Raw genomic sequence first — 15,655 nt, 5'->3', positions numbered from 1 at the left:
TCAATCGAATCAAGGAATTGCCATGACCCAATCTGCCGCTGCACCTTCGTCCTCCCAAGCGCCGTTTGCCTTGAGCGTGGAGCAACTGCTGGCCCGTGCTGATGAACTGCTGCCCGCCATCGGCGCCGGTTCGGCGACCCGCGAGCGGGATCGTCAGCTACCGTTCGACGCCGTGCGCCAGATCGCCGAGGCGCTGTTGTACACCGTGCGCATTCCCACCCGGTACGGCGGCCCGGGCGGTTCGGTGCGGGATGTGATCGGCTTGTTGATCCGCATTGCATCGGTGGATTCCAACGTGGCCCAGGCGCTGCGTCCAGGCTTCGCATTCGTCGAAGGCTTGCTGGTTTCCACCGCCGAAGGCGCCGAGCAGGAACGTCACCGCTGGTTCGAGCGCTATCTGCAAGGTGCCGTGCTGGGCAATGCGGGCTGGGAAGTGGGCGGCGCCAACGGCGCGATCAGCGCCCGCATCGAGCCCGACGGCGAGCACTGGCGCGCCAACGGCAGCAAGTATTACAGCACCGGTTCGCTGTACGCCGACTGGATCAGCGCCGTGGCGCTGGACAAGGACGACCAGCCGGTGTCGTTCATCGTGCCCCGTGGCCGCGAAGGCCTGGTGCTGCTGGATGACTTCGACGCCATGGGCCAGCGCCTGACCGCCAGCGGCACCACGCGGCTGGACAACGTCAAAGTCTATGCCAACGAAATCCGCACCCGGACCGTGGAGGAGGGCAAGCGCACCATCGTCACGCCGTTCCTGCAATTGTTCCTCGCCGCGGTGCAGGCCGGTATTGCCCACAATGCACTGCACGATGCGGTGCACTTCGCGCGCGAACATGCCCGGCCGATCAAGCACAGCACAGCGCAGAAGTCGGTCGACGACCCTTATGTGGAACTCAGCGTGGGGGAAATCTCTGCCCGGGCCTACACCGCCAAGGCAGTGGTGCTGAACGCGGCGGACGCCGTCGACCGGGCCTGGGCGTCCGGGCTGGACCCGGCCTTGGTGGATCAGGCAGCGATTGAAGTCGCGCAGGCGCAGTACATCGCCGCCGAGTCGGCGCTGAAAGCCTCCGAGCGCATATTCGATGTGGGCGGCGCCTCTACTACCGGCCGCAGCCACAACCTGGACCGCCACTGGCGCAATGCGCGCACCGTCGCCAACCATAATCCCCGCGACTGGAAGGCCGCTGCGGTGGGTGCCTGGCAACTCAAAGGCACGCCGCCGCCGACGTCGGGCCTGTTTTGAAGCCTATGGCCGGCTACGCTGCGAACGCAACGCCGGTTGACGGCGTGGCAGCGCTCAGCCAGCGGCGGGTACCGATGATCATTGGCTGCGCGTTATTCATGGAACTGGTGGACGCCACGGCGGTGCTGACCGCCTTGCCGCAGATGGCCAGTGATTTCGGCGAGTCCAGCTTGACCACGAGCGTGTCGGTGGCACTGTCTGCCGCCGCGCGGGGCTTGTTGATGGCCTGGCGCGGTCACCCGGCAGCCACGGCGGGTGACATCGGCCTGGTCATTCTCATGGGGGCGGTGTTGTGCGCCGCCTCCGGCCTGGTGTTCATGCGGCTGTCAGCGACAGCTGGCAGTTCGGTCTATCAATCGCGTTAGATCGACAGCTTGAGCACGCGCTCATCCTGCACGCTGTCGTTGCCGCGGCGCTTGTTCACCGCCAGCTCGCCCATCTTGATCAGGCGTGCGCGGGTTACGTTGCGGCTCAGGCCCAGCAGGTTGGCAGTGTGCACCTGGTTGTAGTGGCTGAAACGATAGGCCGATCGCAGCAACAAGTCCTGAACGGTGTCGTGCAGCGCACCGGCCTGTTCCTCGAACAGCTTTTGGAACAGTCGGTCCAAGGTCGCTTCCGCCGATTCGTCAGCCTGGCTGGAATCGTCCGGGCGTTCGATACGCATGTTCGACAGGCGCAGGTCGTCGCGCTGGATCACCCCGTCGCGGCAGATCAGCAGGGTGTGATGGATCACGTTCTCCAGTTCGCGGATATTGCCCGGCCAGCTGTAGTGCCGCAGTTTGTGCTCGGCCTCGGCCGACAGCGCGATGCTGCCGTAGCCCAGGCGCCTGGAGTAGACGTCGATGAAGTGCCGGGTCAGCGGCAGGATGTCGCCGGGTCGGTCGCGCAGCGGCGACAGTTCCAGGCTGACCACGTCGAGGCGGTAATACAGGTCTTCACGGAAGTGGCCGGCATTGATGGCTTTTTCCATTTGCACGTTGGTCGCCGCCAGCACCCGCACGTCGATGGGAACGCTCTTGCGCGAACCCAGGCGTACCACTTCGCGCTCCTGAAGCACCCGCAGCAGCTTGACCTGAATCGGCATCGGCAAGTCACCGATCTCGTCGAGGAACAGCGTGCCGCCGTTGGCTTCCTCGAACCAGCCGGCCTTGGCGCTCAGGGCGCCGGTGAACGCGCCTTTCTCGTGGCCGAACAGTTCGGCTTCCACCAGTGACTCGGAAAACGCACCGCAGTTGACCGCCACGAACGGCTTGTTGCGTCGCGCGCTGAGGTTGTGGATGTGACGGGCCACCAGCTCCTTGCCGGTACCGGTTTCACCGATGATCAACACGCTGGCCTCGCTGGGCGCGACCTGTTGCAAATGGGCCAGCAAGGCTTTGGATTTGGGGTCTTCGAACACCTGCGCGGTGGCGCGAATGGACGTGGCGAGCGCTGGAGACGGGGGTAAGGTCAGCAACTGCATGGCGATGCCCTCAAGAATAGAAAGTGGGAACAGGATGGGAATGGTTCAGCGCCCACTCGCCCAACTCATGGAGCTTGTAGTCCAGTGGGTCGTGCAGGCTTTGGGTGCGCAGATTGCGCCAGTGCCGGTCCAGGCCCACCGAACTCTGGGTGGCGCGGGCACCGGTCACTTCGAATACCTTGCTGCACAGCGCCAGACCGTTGCGACTGGCCGCGACCTTGGCGGTGGCAATGGCTACGGCGGTTTCGCCCCGTTCGTCTTTGGTGAGTCGGGTGCCTTTGTTCCAGGCTTCGTCCAGCTTGTGTGCGGCGTGTTCCAGCAACAGGCGACTGCTTTGCAGATCGACCCAGAATTCGCCGTAGTGGTGCAGGATGTACGGGTCTTGATGACTGTTCTGGGCGTCGGACAGAAACCACGGGCGACGTTCGTTCAGCGTGTACTGCCGCGCTTCGTCGAACGCGCCTTCGGCAATACCCAGGAACATATTGGCGAAATGCAACTGGGCGATCAGCGGACGCAGACAGGCGAACGGCGTACTGAGCGGGCCAGGGTCGAGCAGCAGGTCGCTTTCCTCGACCCGGACGCGTTCGAAGGTCGCGCTGCCGCTGTCGGTCTGGCGCTGGCCCATGTTGTCCCAGTCGTTGTGCAGGGTAATGCCGGTGCGGGCGCTGGGAATGGCAGCAATCAGCAGCTTGCCGCCGGCCTCTTCATCGACCGCCGAGGCGATCAGCATTTCCGAGTCGGTAGCACCGGAGCAGAAGCTTTTCTTGCCGGAGAACTCGCGCCAGCCGTCGTGGTTCTTGACCACGGTCCGAGTGTCCAGCGGGTTCAGGGCGTTGCCCCAGAACCAGTTCTTGCGGGCGGTCAGTTCGAACCAGGGCTGCCACTGCTCGGCACTGGCGAACAGGCGCACGGTGGCGAGCATCAAGTGGTGAAAACCAAACACATGGGCAATCGAACTGTCGACCCTGGCCAATTCCCGCACCACGGCGAAGGTGTCTGTCCAACTGGCACCCTGGCCGCCGAACTGTTCAGGAATGGTCAGTGACAACAAACCACTGGCGCGCAAGGCATCGCGCTCGGCTTTCGGCGTACCACCCCGTCGGTCACGTTCGACCGCAGTCAGGGCGAACGTGGCAGCCAGGTCCTTGGCAATGTGTAACGGCGACGGCGCAAAAGGCGACGAATGTTCAGGCACGCGGTTTCCCTCGATCAAAGCGAAAAGTGAACGGCGCTGGATCAGGTACGCGTGGGCCTGAAATTCCTGGGTGCCAGTCGGACAGTTACGGGGCAGTGGAGAGTTGTTGGACAGCGAACAGTTGTTGCAGCAACAGTGGTGGTGGGACTGATACTAAATGAACTAAAAAACGATAGTTAAATACCGAAAAGGTATTAGCTTATGTCCGGCCCTGGGCATTTGAAGCGCACTGTTCCAAAGGCAGGTCGGGAAGCGCCGTTTCGCCAGCGAGCGGGCGCCCAGGATCTGCCGGCCGAAACCGTTACAGGCTCTCGGGACGCCGTGGGAAGAAGTTCAGGTTCTGGCGAACTGCTTGCGGTAGCTGCTGGGGCTGATGCCGACGGTGTTGCGAAAATGCCGGCGGAAGGATTCTTCGGAGCCGAACCCTGCGCGGTCGACCACTTCGTTGAGGCGCAGCCGGGAGGACTCCAGCAATTCCTTGGCGTAGGCCACTCGCTCGCCGAGCAGCCATTCGTAAGGCGTAAGGCCAGTGGTGTCCATGAAGCTGCGGTGCAGGGTGCGGGTGCTGACGGCCGCGCGGGACGCCATTTCCTTGATGGTGTGCGGGCGTTGCAGGTCGCTGCGAATCCAGTCCATCAGGTTGGAGATCGGACCATCGAGCGCCGACACCAGCTGACGGGATGCATACTGCGACTGGCCACCTTCACGATGCGGCGGGATGACCATGCGCTGGGCGACCATGTTGGCCACTTTCGACCCGTGATCGCTGCGCACCAGGTGCAGCATCATGTCCAGCCCGGCGGCCGAACCCGCAGCGGTGATGATAGTGCCCTGGTCCACGTACAGCTCGTTGGGCTGGATGGTCAGGCCCGGATACATGGTCGCCAGCAGGTCGGTATAGCGCCAGTGGGTCGTGACCTTGTGTCCGTCCAGCAACCCGGCGGCCGCCAGCACGAAGGCGCCGGTGCAGATCGAACAGATCCGCGCGCCCCGGGCATGGGCCGCCTGCAGCTGTTCGATCAGGCGCGGCGGCACGGCCGACTCCACCCCGCGCCAGCCCGGCACGATGATGGTATCGGCGTTCTCCAGCAGCACTTCGCCGGGCGTCGGCACGATGGTGATGCCGCCGGCGGCGGTGATCGGACCTTCGTCCACCGGGTAGGTGGCGAACTCGTACCAGGTCACCCCCAGCTCCGGCCTCTTGAGCGCGAACACCTCGACCGTGCAGCCGAATTCGAAGGTGCATAACTGGTTGTAGATCAGGGCGACGACGAGATGATTCTTCATGGCGCGATGTTACCGAATATTGGCATTTCGGACAGTGGTCCGGCCTGATGCTACTGGGTAATCTGCTGCCTGTCATCCAGGTGAAACCTTTATCTGCAAAGGGGTCTGGCAACGGGCCCAGGAGCCATTTCGTGTCACTCAATATCGGTATCTATGTCTATGACGAGGTCGAAGTGCTCGACTTCGCCGGCCCCTACGAGGTGTTCACCACCGCGACCCGCATGCATGCTCGCACCAGCCGGGATGAGCGACCGTTGTTCAGGGTCTTCACCATCGGTTCGAGCAGTGCGCCGGTACGGGCACGCGCCGGTCTCAAGGTGGACCCGGACCATACCATTCTCGACCATCCGCCCATGGACTGCCTGATCGTGCCCGGTGGCGTGGTTACCGCCGAAATGGAGAAACCGCAAGTCATCCGCTGGATCAACGAGCAGTCGGTTCCCGGCCGGGTGATCGCTGCGGTCTGTACCGGCGCGTTCATGCTCGCCAAGACCGGCAAGCTGTCCGGCAAACAGGTGACGACTCACTGGGAAGACATCGACGACCTCAAAGAGATGTTTCCCAAGGTCGATGTACTGAGCACGTTGCGCTGGGTCGATGAAGGGGCGTTCGTGACCTCGGCGGGCATCTCGGCCGGTATCGACATGTGCCTGCATCTGGTAGAGCGCCTGCACAGCCGCGAACTGGCAGAGCGTACCGCGTTGCAGCTGGACTTCGACTGGACGGAGAACGACTGACTCAGCCCTGTCCAGACCAGTCGTACGTCCGGCCGGCGGCAGACTCCAGGCCCGAGGAAGAGGTCATGCCGTTTCCTGCCGGGCGCTGACGCCCGGGTAGTCTGGCAGGGCATTCGGCAGCCCGATTGCCTCTGCCTGCATCCCGATTGCCCAATGCCGCGACCGACCGGTGTGCTCACGGGGCGTCGGCCCGGCTACCCATCACCGGACCTGCCGACGCCGGTCGCGCAGGCCATCGCCCAGTTCAGAGTGCAGGAAACATGAAAACCCACTTCTTCAAAGTCGTTCAAACCGTCGCGCTGCACGGTTCGTTCTCCGAAGCCGCGGCTATCCTGGGCTGTAGCCAGTCGAACATCAGCTACGCCATCAAGGAAGTCGAAGACTTCTTCGAAAAACGCCTGTTCGTGCGCAGCCGCACCGGCTGTACCCTGACCCCGGAGGGCACTGTCATCGCGCAGAACCTGGGAAACATGCTCGCAACCCTGGAACAGCTAAAAAAAATGGGGTCAGCGGCAGCGTCAGCCTGCACTATTTCACCCATATTCGCGAAACCAGCCTGAGCAGCTCGCTGGAGTTCATTGCCCGGGTCTATCCCGACATCTACCTGAGCGTGGTGCATAGCAGCGATCCGCATCCTTCGCTGGAGATGCTGCGCCGGGAGTCCGCCGACATCCTGATCGTCCCTGCCATGCCGCTGGGTGAACATTTTGTCGAGCACCATCGCTGGTCCGATCATTACGTGTTGGCGGTCGCCAAGAGCAAGCGTGGCGCCGGCCGCACGCTGCCCGAGTTGTTGCAGAACACGCGCTACGTGGCCTGGCGCCACACCGGTCTGGATCGGTTGCACGCGCAGCTGGCCGCGGCGCAGGTACGGCTCAGTCATCGCGGTGAATTGAGCTGCATCGACACGCTGCTGGACCTGGTCGCCAAAGGGCACTGCGTGACGATGGTGCCCGCCACTTTGCTGGCCGGGCATCATAAAGACCTCGAATCCGTGCCGCTGCCGCTGGGCCTGCTGCGCCAGATCAGTGTGGTGGCGCGTCCCGCGTCGTTGCTCTCCAGCGCGGCCAACGTGGTGGTGCAGGCGCTACGAAAGCCTGCGCTGAAGGCCGTGCAGGGTTACTGAACCCGGCGCGGGCCTGCGCAGGCCGATGCAACGATTTGCCGCCGTCAGGCTCATACCCATAAGCACTCACTGCATCGGCTCGCGTTGCGAGCCGTCCGTGCAGACGACCCAATGCCACCCGATCGAAAGGATGACTGGACGCTATGACGATCCCGGACAAGCAGTACGTTGAATGGCTGGTGGAGCAATCGATGCTCAACGCGGCACGGCAGCGCTCCAAGACCTACTCGGGGCAAGGCCGGCTGTGGCAAAGGCCCTACGCCCAGGCCCGTCCGCGGGATGCTTCGGCCATTGCCTCGGTGTGGTTCACCGCTTATCCGGCCTCCATCGTCACCCGCGAAGGTGGCACTGTGCTCGAAGCACTGGGCGATGAAACCTTGTGGCACGCGCTGTCGGAGATTGGCATCCAGGGCATTCACAACGGTCCGCTGAAATTGTCCGGTGGCCTGCAGGGGCGCAACCTTACGCCGAGCATCGACGGCAACTTCGACCGCATCAGCTTCGGCATTGATCCGGATCTGGGCACCGAAGCGCAATTGCTCAACTTGTCGCGGATCGCCGCCGCGCACAACGCGGTGATCATCGATGACGTGATTCCCTCGCACACTGGCAAGGGCGCCGACTTCCGCCTGGCGGAACTGGCTTACGAGGATTACCCGGGCCTGTACCACATGGTCGAGATTCGCGAGGAAGACTGGCCCTTGCTGCCTGACGTGCCGGTCGGCCGCGACGCGGTGAACCTGATGCCCGAGGTGGTCGACCAGCTCAAGGACAAGCATTACATCGTCGGCCAGCTGCAGCGGGTGATTTTCTTCGAACCCGGCGTCAAGGAAACCGACTGGAGCGCCACTACGGTCGTACAGGGCGTGGACGGCAAGGCCCGGCGCTGGGTATACCTGCATTATTTCAAGGAAGGCCAGCCGTCACTGAACTGGCTGGACCCCAGCTTTGCCGCCCAGCAGATGATCATCGGCGACGCCTTGCACGCCATCGATGTCATGGGCGCCCGGGTGTTGCGCCTGGACGCCAACGGCTTCCTCGGCGTGGAGCGCAAGGCCGAGGGCACGGCGTGGTCGGAAAGCCACCCGCTGTCGATCACCGGTAACCAGCTGCTCGGCGGTGCGATCCGCAAAGCGGGTGGTTTCAGCTTCCAGGAACTGAACCTGACCATCGACGACATCGCGGCCATGAGCCATGGCGGTGCGGACCTGTCCTATGACTTCATCACCCGTCCGGCGTATCAACACGCAGTGGTGACCGGCACCACCGAGTTCCTGCGCCTGATGCTGCGCCAGGTACATGTGTTCGGTATCGATCCGGCGTCGTTGATCCACGCCATGCAGAATCACGACGAACTGACCCTGGAACTGGTGCATTTCTGGACGCTGCATGCCCACGACACCTATCACTATCAGGGCCAGACCTTCCCGGGCAACATCCTGCGCGAGCACATCCGCGAGGAAATGTACGAGCGCCTGGCCGGCGAGCACGCGCCTTATAACCTTAAGTTCGTCACCAACGGCGTGTCCTGCACCACCGCCAGCATCATTACCGCGGCGCTGGGCATCCGCGATCTGGACACGATCACCGAGGCCGACATCAAGCAGATCCAGCATGTCCATCTGCTGCTGGTGATGTTCAATGCCATGCAGCCGGGGGTATTTGCCTTGTCGGGCTGGGACCTGGTGGGCGCGCTGACCTTGCCCGCCGAACAGGTCGAGCATCTGATGCAGGACGGCGATACCCGCTGGATTCATCGCGGTGCCTACGACCTGGTGGACCTGGACCCGGAAGCCGAATTTTCCGCCGGCAACATGCCGCGGCCCAAGACACTGTACGGCAGCCTGGTCAGCCAGCTACAGCGTCCCGATTCGTTCGCTTCGCAGCTCAAGAAGATTCTTTCGGTACGCCGCGCGTATGACATCGCCGCCAGCCGCCAGATCCTGATCCCGGATGTCGAGCATCCCGGCCTGCTGGTGATGGTTCACGAGTTGCCGGCGGGCAAGGGCACTCAGATCACCGCGCTCAACTTCAGCAGCGAAACCATCGTCGAGACCCTGCATCTGCCGGGCATCGCGCCCGGTCCGGTGGTGGACATCATCAATGAGCGGGTAGAAGGCGATCTGACCGAGCAGGGTGAATTCACCATTACCCTGGATGCCTATGAAGGCCTGGCACTGCGGGTCGTCAGTTCGATGATGTGAGTGATGCGGTAGCAACGACCACGCGGGCATGACCCGCGTGGTTTTTTTTGCCTAACGAAAGTGTCGCGCCACGGCCTCAGGGGCGTCCGGCACGTCCATGTTGATCCGCCGCCAGGTCGCTTCGGCAAAACTGTAGGCGGCGAAGGCGATCAGTCCCAGCGCGACGATCATCAGGATCAGGCTGCCACCGGGCAGGTCTTCGAGGCCATTCAAGGCCTCCTTCATGCCGGGAGGGTGCATGGCCTGATAGCTGGAGCCGCTGATGGCCAGCAGCGCGGCAATCTCGATGAACGCGACGCCCCGTGCGATCAGGCCGAAGCGCGAGACCGGGCGTACGTAGCGCATCACGTCCTCGTCGGCTTCGAAGTATTTCTCGAACGACGCTTTCCAGCCCTTGATGATATGCACGATGCCCAGCGCCAACGGCACCAGCGCCACCAGGTACACCAGCAGGTTGGAGTGTTCCCAGGACAGCATGTGTGCCAGCAGGTCGTTGGTCTGCTCGCCACCGGAACCGCCGGAACGCTTCAGGCCGCTGATCAGCAGGCCCAGTGCGAAAAATGCCAGCAGGCCGTAGGTCGCGCCACCCACCAGCAAGCCACCGCGAATGACCAGGCCCTTGAACTCGGTACCGTGGTGATCGACGTCGCGGGTGGCCTGCAGCACGCGCCAGGCGGCAAAGGCCAGCAGACCGACGATCACCAGACCGACCAGCACATTGCCGAACGGTTGGGCGAGCAGGGCTTGCAAGCTGCTGTGGCTGTCTGCCGGCTGGCCCGCGCCTTGCGCAGCGAGCAGGGCGAAAATACCAATGATCAGATAAACGACGCCGCGCGCGGCGTAACCGCTGCGGGCGAGCAGGATGAGACCCTGTTGGGCGGACATAAGCACAGATTCCCGGAAAAGTTGTACAGCAACAGACCGGGCACGGCCAGTTGGGTTCGATTAACCGTCGGTCGCTTGACGCCATTGTTTGTCTCGACGTGTTCAAGAAAACACACAGCGCGCCGAGAAACTGCTAGCGACCCGCACGACCTGCGGGCACCTTTCATTCGCCGCGACGTTCCGACGACGGCGACAGAGATGCGTTTGCAATGCTGAAAAACCTGATCGAGACACTGCGGATTCTGATGTCCGTGCCTCGCGATAATCCTCGATTGCTCCAGGCACAATACAAAGCATTGTCGCGGCAATTGCCGCTGATGTATTTCGTACTGCTGGTGAACACCTGGATCCTGGCGTTCACCCATCGACAGGACGCCCCGTTCTGGCTGACCTTTGTCGTGCCGTGCCTGATGACCGTGGTGTGCAGCCTGCGCGTGCGGATGTGGCTGCAGGCGGCCAGGGCGCTGCCATCGGCGGCGGTGATTCTGGCGACCCTGCGCCGCACCAATGCTTTGTCCGGGCTGATCGCCAGCGGTTTCACCGCCTGGTCGCTGGCGTTGTTTCCCTATGGCGATTCCTATGCCCAGGCGCATGTGGCGTTCTTCATGGGCATCACGGTTATCGTGTGCATCTTTTGCATGATGCACCTGCGGCCTGCGGCGCTGACCACCACGGTGGTGGTCAACGTGGCATTCGTGATTTTCTTCGCCTCGACCCGCAATCCGATCTTCATCGCCACCGCGGTCAATATCGTGCTGGTGTCGGCGGGCATGCTGGTGATTCTCCAGCACCAGTATCAGGACTTCACCCGGCTGGTGAACGCCCAGGCCCAGACCGAGCAATTGAGCGACGAGAACCTGCGGCTTGCCAACCAGGACAGTCTGACGAGGCTGCCCAACCGACGGCAGTTCTTCCACACCCTGGAAGCGGCCATGGGCGACGCCATGCAGTACGGCACCGGCCTGGCGGTCGGAGTGCTGGACCTGGACGGTTTCAAACCGGTCAACGATCTGTATGGGCACAGCATGGGCGATCGGGTGCTGATGCTGGTGGGCGAGCGACTCCAGTCGGTGGTCAGCGACAGCGTCATGGTGGCGCGCCTGGGGGGCGACGAATTCGCCCTGATCATCAAGGGCAATTTGAGCGACGCGGCGCTGCTGGCGTTCGGCACCCAGTTGTGCGACCAGTTGCGGGTCAGCTTCGAGCTGTCCGAGATGCCGATTCAGATCGGCGCAACGTTGGGCATCGCCACGTTTCCGAACACCGCACAGAACGCGCCGCAGCTGTTCGAATACGCCGATTACGCGCTGTATCAGGGCAAGGCCCACAGCCCCGGTACGGCATGCCTGTTTTCCATCGACCATCGTAAGCAGCTGTTCAACGACGGCCTGACCGAGCAGGCGTTGCGCCGCGCGGACCTGCATGCCGAATTCTACGTGCTGTTCCAGCCGATCATCGACACCTGCCGCCAGCGGACCGTGGCGTTCGAGGCTCTGGCGCGCTGGACGAGTCCGGAGCTGGGCGCGGTTTCACCGGCGCGCTTCGTGCCCATTGCCGAACGCATCGGCATGATCAACAAGCTGACCCTGCCGTTGCTGGCCCAGGCGCTGGACCAGGCCCGTGCATGGCCGGCTCCCGTGCGGCTGTCGTTCAACCTGTCAGCCCACGACTGTGCGACGCCGGAGCACGTTCGGCTGATCGCCGACGTGATCCAGCGCAGCGGCTTCGATCCCGCACGCCTGGACCTGGAAATCACCGAAACGGCCATCATGCAGGACCTGGCGCAGGTGCAGCGCGCCATCGGCCGGTTTCGCGAGCTGGGTTGCGGCATATCGCTGGACGACTTTGGCACCGGGTATTCCAGCCTCAGCCAGCTTCACGCCCTGGCGCTGACCAAGCTCAAGATCGACCGCAGCTTTGTGACCGGCGTGCATGAAAACCCCGCCAGCTACAAGATCGTCAAATCGCTGGTGGCCTTGAGTCAGGACATGGCGCTGGGGTGTGTGATCGAAGGCGTGGAAACCGAGCAGGAACTCAATGCGCTCAAGAGCCTGGGCTGCACGATGGTGCAGGGCTACTTCTACAGTCCGCCGATGAGTTTCGACGCTACGCTGGTGTGGCTGGAGTCTGCCAAAGTGGCGGCCGGCGGTTGCTGAACGCAGCGACCGATGACGCGGCTCAGGTCGCTTTCGCCGGGGAGCCGGCTGCTACGGATTAGCCGCGCAGCAGTCGGTTCGCCGGCGAAAGGTCCGCTACGCTACAGCCAGGCCTTGATCTGCGCCGCGACTGCCGATGTCGAAATACCGTAACGGTCATGCAGCGTCGGCAGGGCTCCGGCATCGAGAAACGCATCGGGCAAGGCGATCTGCCGGAACGTCGGGGTGACGCCGTTGCGCAGCAGCAGGCTGGCCACCGCTTCACCCAGGCCGCCGATGATCGAATGGTTTTCCGCCGTGACCACCAGCCGCCCCGGTCGCCGGGCCTCGGCGAGAATGGTCGCCTCGTCCAGCGGCTTGATGGTCGGCACGTGCAGCACCGCGACATCCACCCCGTCAGCCTGTAGCTTCTCGGCTGCTTCCAGGGCGCGCATGGTCATCAGGCCGGTGGCGATGATCAAGACTTCATTGCCGGTGCGCAGGGTCTTGGCCTTGCCGATTTCAAACTGATAACCGTATTCGTCCAGCACCAACGGCACGTTGCCACGCAACAGGCGCATATAGACCGGGCCGTTATGGGCGGCGATGGCCGGCACCGCCTGTTCGATCTCATGGGCGTCGCACGGGTCGATGATCATCAAGTTGGGCATGGCGCGGAAAATCGCCAGGTCGTCGGTGGCCTGGTGGCTGGGGCCGTAGCCGGTGGTCAGTCCCGGCAGGCCGCAGACGATCTTGACGTTAAGGTTCTCCTCGGCAATCGCCATGCAAATGAAGTCATAGGCGCGCCGAGAGGCAAATACCGCATAGGTGGTGGCGAACGGCACGCAGCCCTCGCGCGCCATGCCGGCCGCCGCGCTCATCAGCAATTGTTCGGCCATGCCCATCTGATAGAAGCGGTCCGGATGGGCCTTGGCGAAGATGTGCAGGTCGGTGTACTTCGACAGATCGGCCGACAACCCGACGATGTCGCTGCGCTGGTCGGCCAGTGCCGCCAGGGCGTGGCCGAACGGCGCCGCGCGGGTCGCCTGACCTTCAGCGGCAATCGAGGCAATCATCGCCGAGGTGGTGAGTTTCTTCTTCGCCGCGCCTGCCGGGGCGATGGGGTGCTTGGCGGTCGTCATGCGGTTTTCCCTTCTTCGAGGTTGTTCAGGGCCAGCTCCCACTCGTGTTCTTCCACACGAATGAAATGGGTTTTTTCGCGGCTTTCCAGAAACGGCACGCCCTTGCCCATCCGGGTGTCGCAGATGATCACCCGCGGCTGCGCGCCGGGGTGTCGGCGGGCGGCATCGAAGGCGGCGACCAGGGCGTCCAGATCGTTGCCATCGACCCGCTGGGTGAACCAGCCGAATGCCTGCCAGCGATCGACGATCGGCTCGAACGCCAGCACTTCGCTGGAGTAGCCGTCGGCCTGTTGATTATTCACGTCGACGATGGCGATCAGGTTGTCCAGTTTCCAGTGCGAGGCGGACATCACCGCTTCCCAGGTAGAGCCTTCGTTGAGTTCGCCGTCGGACAGCAGGTTGTAGACGAACGACTCGGATGCCTTGCGCTTGAGCCCCAGGCAGGCGCCGACGGCGATGCCCAGGCCGTGACCCAGGGAGCCACCGGTTATCTCCATGCCAGGCGTGTAGGCGGCCATGCCCGACATCGGCAGGCGGCTGTCATCCGACCCGTAGGTTTCCAGTTCGTAGAGCGGCACGATCTGCGCTTCGATCAGGGCGGCATACAGCGCAATCGCGTAATGCCCGATGGACAGATAAAACCGGTCGCGCGACTCCCATTCAGGGTCTTGCGGGCGATAGTTCAGCGCGTGGAAATAGGACACGGCCAGCAGGTCGGCAGCGCCCAGCGCCTGGCCGACGTAACCCTGGCCTTGAACCTGGCCCATGCGCAGGGCGTGGCGGCGGATGTTGTGGGCGCGCTGCGCCAGGCTTGGTACGGCAGCGGATGAAGGTGTGGCAGTCATGACGGAACTCCTTGGACTCAGCGGTTGACCAGAGCGGCAGGGACGCGCAGCACCAGAAGCGCTCCGCCCGCCAGCACGCCGGTGATGAGGTACATGCCGATCGCACTGGAGCCGGTGACTGTGGTGATCCAGCCGATCAGGTACGGCGAGCAGAAACCCGCCAGGTTGGCGAAGCTGTTGACCGCCGCAATGCCGGCGGCGGCGGAAACGCCACCCAGCAGGGTGGTGGGCAACATCCAGAACATCGACGAGGCGGAGAGGATTCCGGAAGCGGCCAGGCACAGACTGAGGATCGACAGCACCACGTTGCCGCCCAGCGCTGCGGCCAGGGTCAGGCCCAGGGCGCCGAGCAGCATCGGTACGATCAAGTGCCAACGGCGTTCGCGGTGCTTGTCGCCGCTGCGCCCGACCAGCAGCATGGCAACGATGGCGCACATGTACGGCAGGCTGGTGAGCAGGCCGATGTTGAGCGGGTCGGACACCCCGGCGTTGCGGACCAGCGTAGGCAGCCAGAAGGTAATTGCGTACTGGCCCATCACTACGCAGAAGTAGATCCCGGCCAGCAGCCACAGGCGCTTGTCTCGGATGAATGCGGCGGGCGAGGCGTGGGTGATTTTCTGCTGGTTGTCTTCTTCCAGCTCCCGGGCCACCAGGGCTTTCTCTTCATCGTCGAGCCAGGACGCCTGATGCACGCCGTCCTTCAGATAGCCGAGCACCATCAGACCGACCACCACGGTGGGTATCGCCTCGATGACGAACATCCACTGCCAGCCGGCCCAGCCCTGATACCCGGCGAAGTGGTTCATGATCCAGCCCGACAACGGTCCGCCGATCATGCCCGACAGGGGAATGGCGATGAACCACAGGACGGTCATCTTTGCCCGCCGATAGGACGGAAACCAGTAGGTGAGGTACAGCAGCAGGCCCGGAGCCAGGCCCGCTTCGGCCACGCCCAGCAGGAAACGCAGCACATAGAACTGCCAGGCGGTTTCGACGAAGGCGAACAGCGCCGAGATGATGCCCCAAGTGATCATGATGCGGGCGATCCAGATCCGCGCACCGACCCGGTGGAGAATGATGTTGCTGGGCACCTCGCACAGGAAGTAACCAATGAAGAACATACCCGCGCCCAGGCCATACACGGTTTCGCTGAGGGCCAGGTCGTTCATCATCTGCAGCTTGGCGAAACCGACGTTGACCCGGTCCAGATAGGCGCACAGGTAACACAGCATCAGGAACGGCATCAGCCGCCAGGCAGTCTTGCGGTAGGCGTTGGAACGCACGGTCGAAACCGCGTCGAGGGACAGGGTTGTCATGATGGTCTGATCTCTTGTTTTTATTGACCGCCGGGCTTTGCAACCCGGCCGTATCGTCGATCCAGAACAGCAAGG

At 63.2% G+C, this 15,655-nt stretch carries 14 protein-coding genes; 7 read left to right on the top strand and 7 right to left on the bottom strand.

Going from position 1 to position 15,655, the window contains the following annotated elements:
- Positions 1 to 22 precede the first annotated feature (22 nt).
- A complete protein-coding gene (locus EGJ27_RS03230; RefSeq protein WP_125829260.1) occupies positions 23 to 1,243 on the top strand; it encodes an acyl-CoA dehydrogenase family protein in 1,221 nt (406 codons plus the stop codon).
- Positions 1,244 to 1,248: 5 nt separating this feature from the next.
- Positions 1,249 to 1,608, top strand: coding sequence for a hypothetical protein (locus EGJ27_RS03225; RefSeq protein ID WP_125829259.1), 360 nt, complete (start codon positions 1,249 to 1,251; stop codon positions 1,606 to 1,608).
- Here the strand turns inward: EGJ27_RS03225 and EGJ27_RS03220 are convergent.
- The 3 genes from EGJ27_RS03220 to ftrA all read right to left on the bottom strand — a co-directional run bounded on the left by EGJ27_RS03220 (position 1,605) and on the right by ftrA (position 5,190).
- Positions 1,605 to 2,705, bottom strand: a complete 1,101-nt coding sequence (locus EGJ27_RS03220; RefSeq protein ID WP_177522915.1) for a sigma-54-dependent Fis family transcriptional regulator — start codon at positions 2,703 to 2,705, stop codon at positions 1,605 to 1,607. The genes EGJ27_RS03225 and EGJ27_RS03220 overlap by 4 nt on opposite strands.
- A 10-nt stretch (positions 2,706 to 2,715) precedes the next feature.
- The gene (locus tag EGJ27_RS03215) at positions 2,716 to 3,903 is read right to left on the bottom strand and encodes an acyl-CoA dehydrogenase family protein (RefSeq protein WP_125829257.1); all 1,188 of its coding nucleotides are present in this window, start codon (positions 3,901 to 3,903) and stop codon (positions 2,716 to 2,718) included.
- A gap of 333 nt (positions 3,904 to 4,236) precedes the next feature.
- Complete coding sequence (gene ftrA, locus EGJ27_RS03210) at positions 4,237 to 5,190, bottom strand: transcriptional regulator FtrA (RefSeq protein ID WP_125829256.1); 954 nt, start codon at positions 5,188 to 5,190, stop codon at positions 4,237 to 4,239.
- 131 nt (positions 5,191 to 5,321) lie between these two features.
- On the opposite strand from ftrA, the gene EGJ27_RS03205 reads away from it, so the two are divergent.
- The 4 genes from EGJ27_RS03205 to treS all read left to right on the top strand — a co-directional run bounded on the left by EGJ27_RS03205 (position 5,322) and on the right by treS (position 9,257).
- Positions 5,322 to 5,927, top strand: coding sequence for a DJ-1/PfpI family protein (locus EGJ27_RS03205; RefSeq protein WP_125829255.1), 606 nt, complete (start codon positions 5,322 to 5,324; stop codon positions 5,925 to 5,927).
- Positions 5,928 to 6,187: 260 nt separating this feature from the next.
- Positions 6,188 to 6,487 carry a LysR family transcriptional regulator gene (locus EGJ27_RS03200; protein ID WP_125829254.1) on the top strand — a complete coding sequence of 100 codons (300 nt, stop codon included), beginning with the start codon at positions 6,188 to 6,190 and terminating at the stop codon, positions 6,485 to 6,487.
- Positions 6,484 to 7,053: a LysR substrate-binding domain-containing protein gene (locus EGJ27_RS03195; RefSeq protein WP_256672649.1), complete on the top strand. Its 570-nt coding sequence runs from the start codon at positions 6,484 to 6,486 to the stop codon at positions 7,051 to 7,053. Before EGJ27_RS03200 ends, EGJ27_RS03195 begins: the two co-directional genes overlap by 4 nt.
- A 143-nt stretch (positions 7,054 to 7,196) precedes the next feature.
- Positions 7,197 to 9,257: a maltose alpha-D-glucosyltransferase gene (gene treS, locus EGJ27_RS03190; protein WP_125829252.1), complete on the top strand. Its 2,061-nt coding sequence runs from the start codon at positions 7,197 to 7,199 to the stop codon at positions 9,255 to 9,257.
- A gap of 51 nt (positions 9,258 to 9,308) precedes the next feature.
- Here the strand turns inward: treS and EGJ27_RS03185 are convergent, their stop codons facing one another.
- Positions 9,309 to 10,142 (bottom strand): DUF1206 domain-containing protein, encoded by an 834-nt coding sequence (locus tag EGJ27_RS03185; RefSeq protein WP_125829251.1) that lies wholly within the window; start codon positions 10,140 to 10,142, stop codon positions 9,309 to 9,311.
- Between the two features lie 209 nt (positions 10,143 to 10,351).
- On the opposite strand from EGJ27_RS03185, the gene EGJ27_RS03180 reads away from it, so the two are divergent.
- Positions 10,352 to 12,298, top strand: a complete 1,947-nt coding sequence (locus EGJ27_RS03180; protein ID WP_125829250.1) for a bifunctional diguanylate cyclase/phosphodiesterase — start codon at positions 10,352 to 10,354, stop codon at positions 12,296 to 12,298.
- 101 nt (positions 12,299 to 12,399) lie between these two features.
- On the opposite strand, the gene EGJ27_RS03175 is transcribed toward EGJ27_RS03180, so the two are convergent.
- From EGJ27_RS03175 to EGJ27_RS03165, 3 genes are read right to left on the bottom strand one after another with little or no spacing between them, the layout of a single operon-like run.
- Positions 12,400 to 13,419, bottom strand: a complete 1,020-nt coding sequence (locus EGJ27_RS03175) for a transketolase family protein (protein WP_125829249.1) — start codon at positions 13,417 to 13,419, stop codon at positions 12,400 to 12,402.
- Entirely contained in the window at positions 13,416 to 14,264 is an 849-nt protein-coding gene (locus tag EGJ27_RS03170; protein ID WP_125829248.1) for a transketolase, read from the bottom strand. The genes EGJ27_RS03175 and EGJ27_RS03170 overlap by 4 nt, the downstream gene beginning before the upstream one ends.
- Before the next feature lie 17 nt (positions 14,265 to 14,281).
- Positions 14,282 to 15,580 (bottom strand): MFS transporter, encoded by a 1,299-nt coding sequence (locus tag EGJ27_RS03165; RefSeq protein ID WP_125829247.1) that lies wholly within the window; start codon positions 15,578 to 15,580, stop codon positions 14,282 to 14,284.
- Positions 15,581 to 15,655 lie beyond the last annotated feature (75 nt).

The organism is Pseudomonas sp. v388 (assembly GCF_003935425.1).
Classification (GTDB): domain Bacteria; phylum Pseudomonadota; class Gammaproteobacteria; order Pseudomonadales; family Pseudomonadaceae; genus Aquipseudomonas.
The sequence above is the reverse complement of the archived record's forward strand: the minus strand, read 5'-3'. Positions and strand labels throughout refer to the sequence as shown.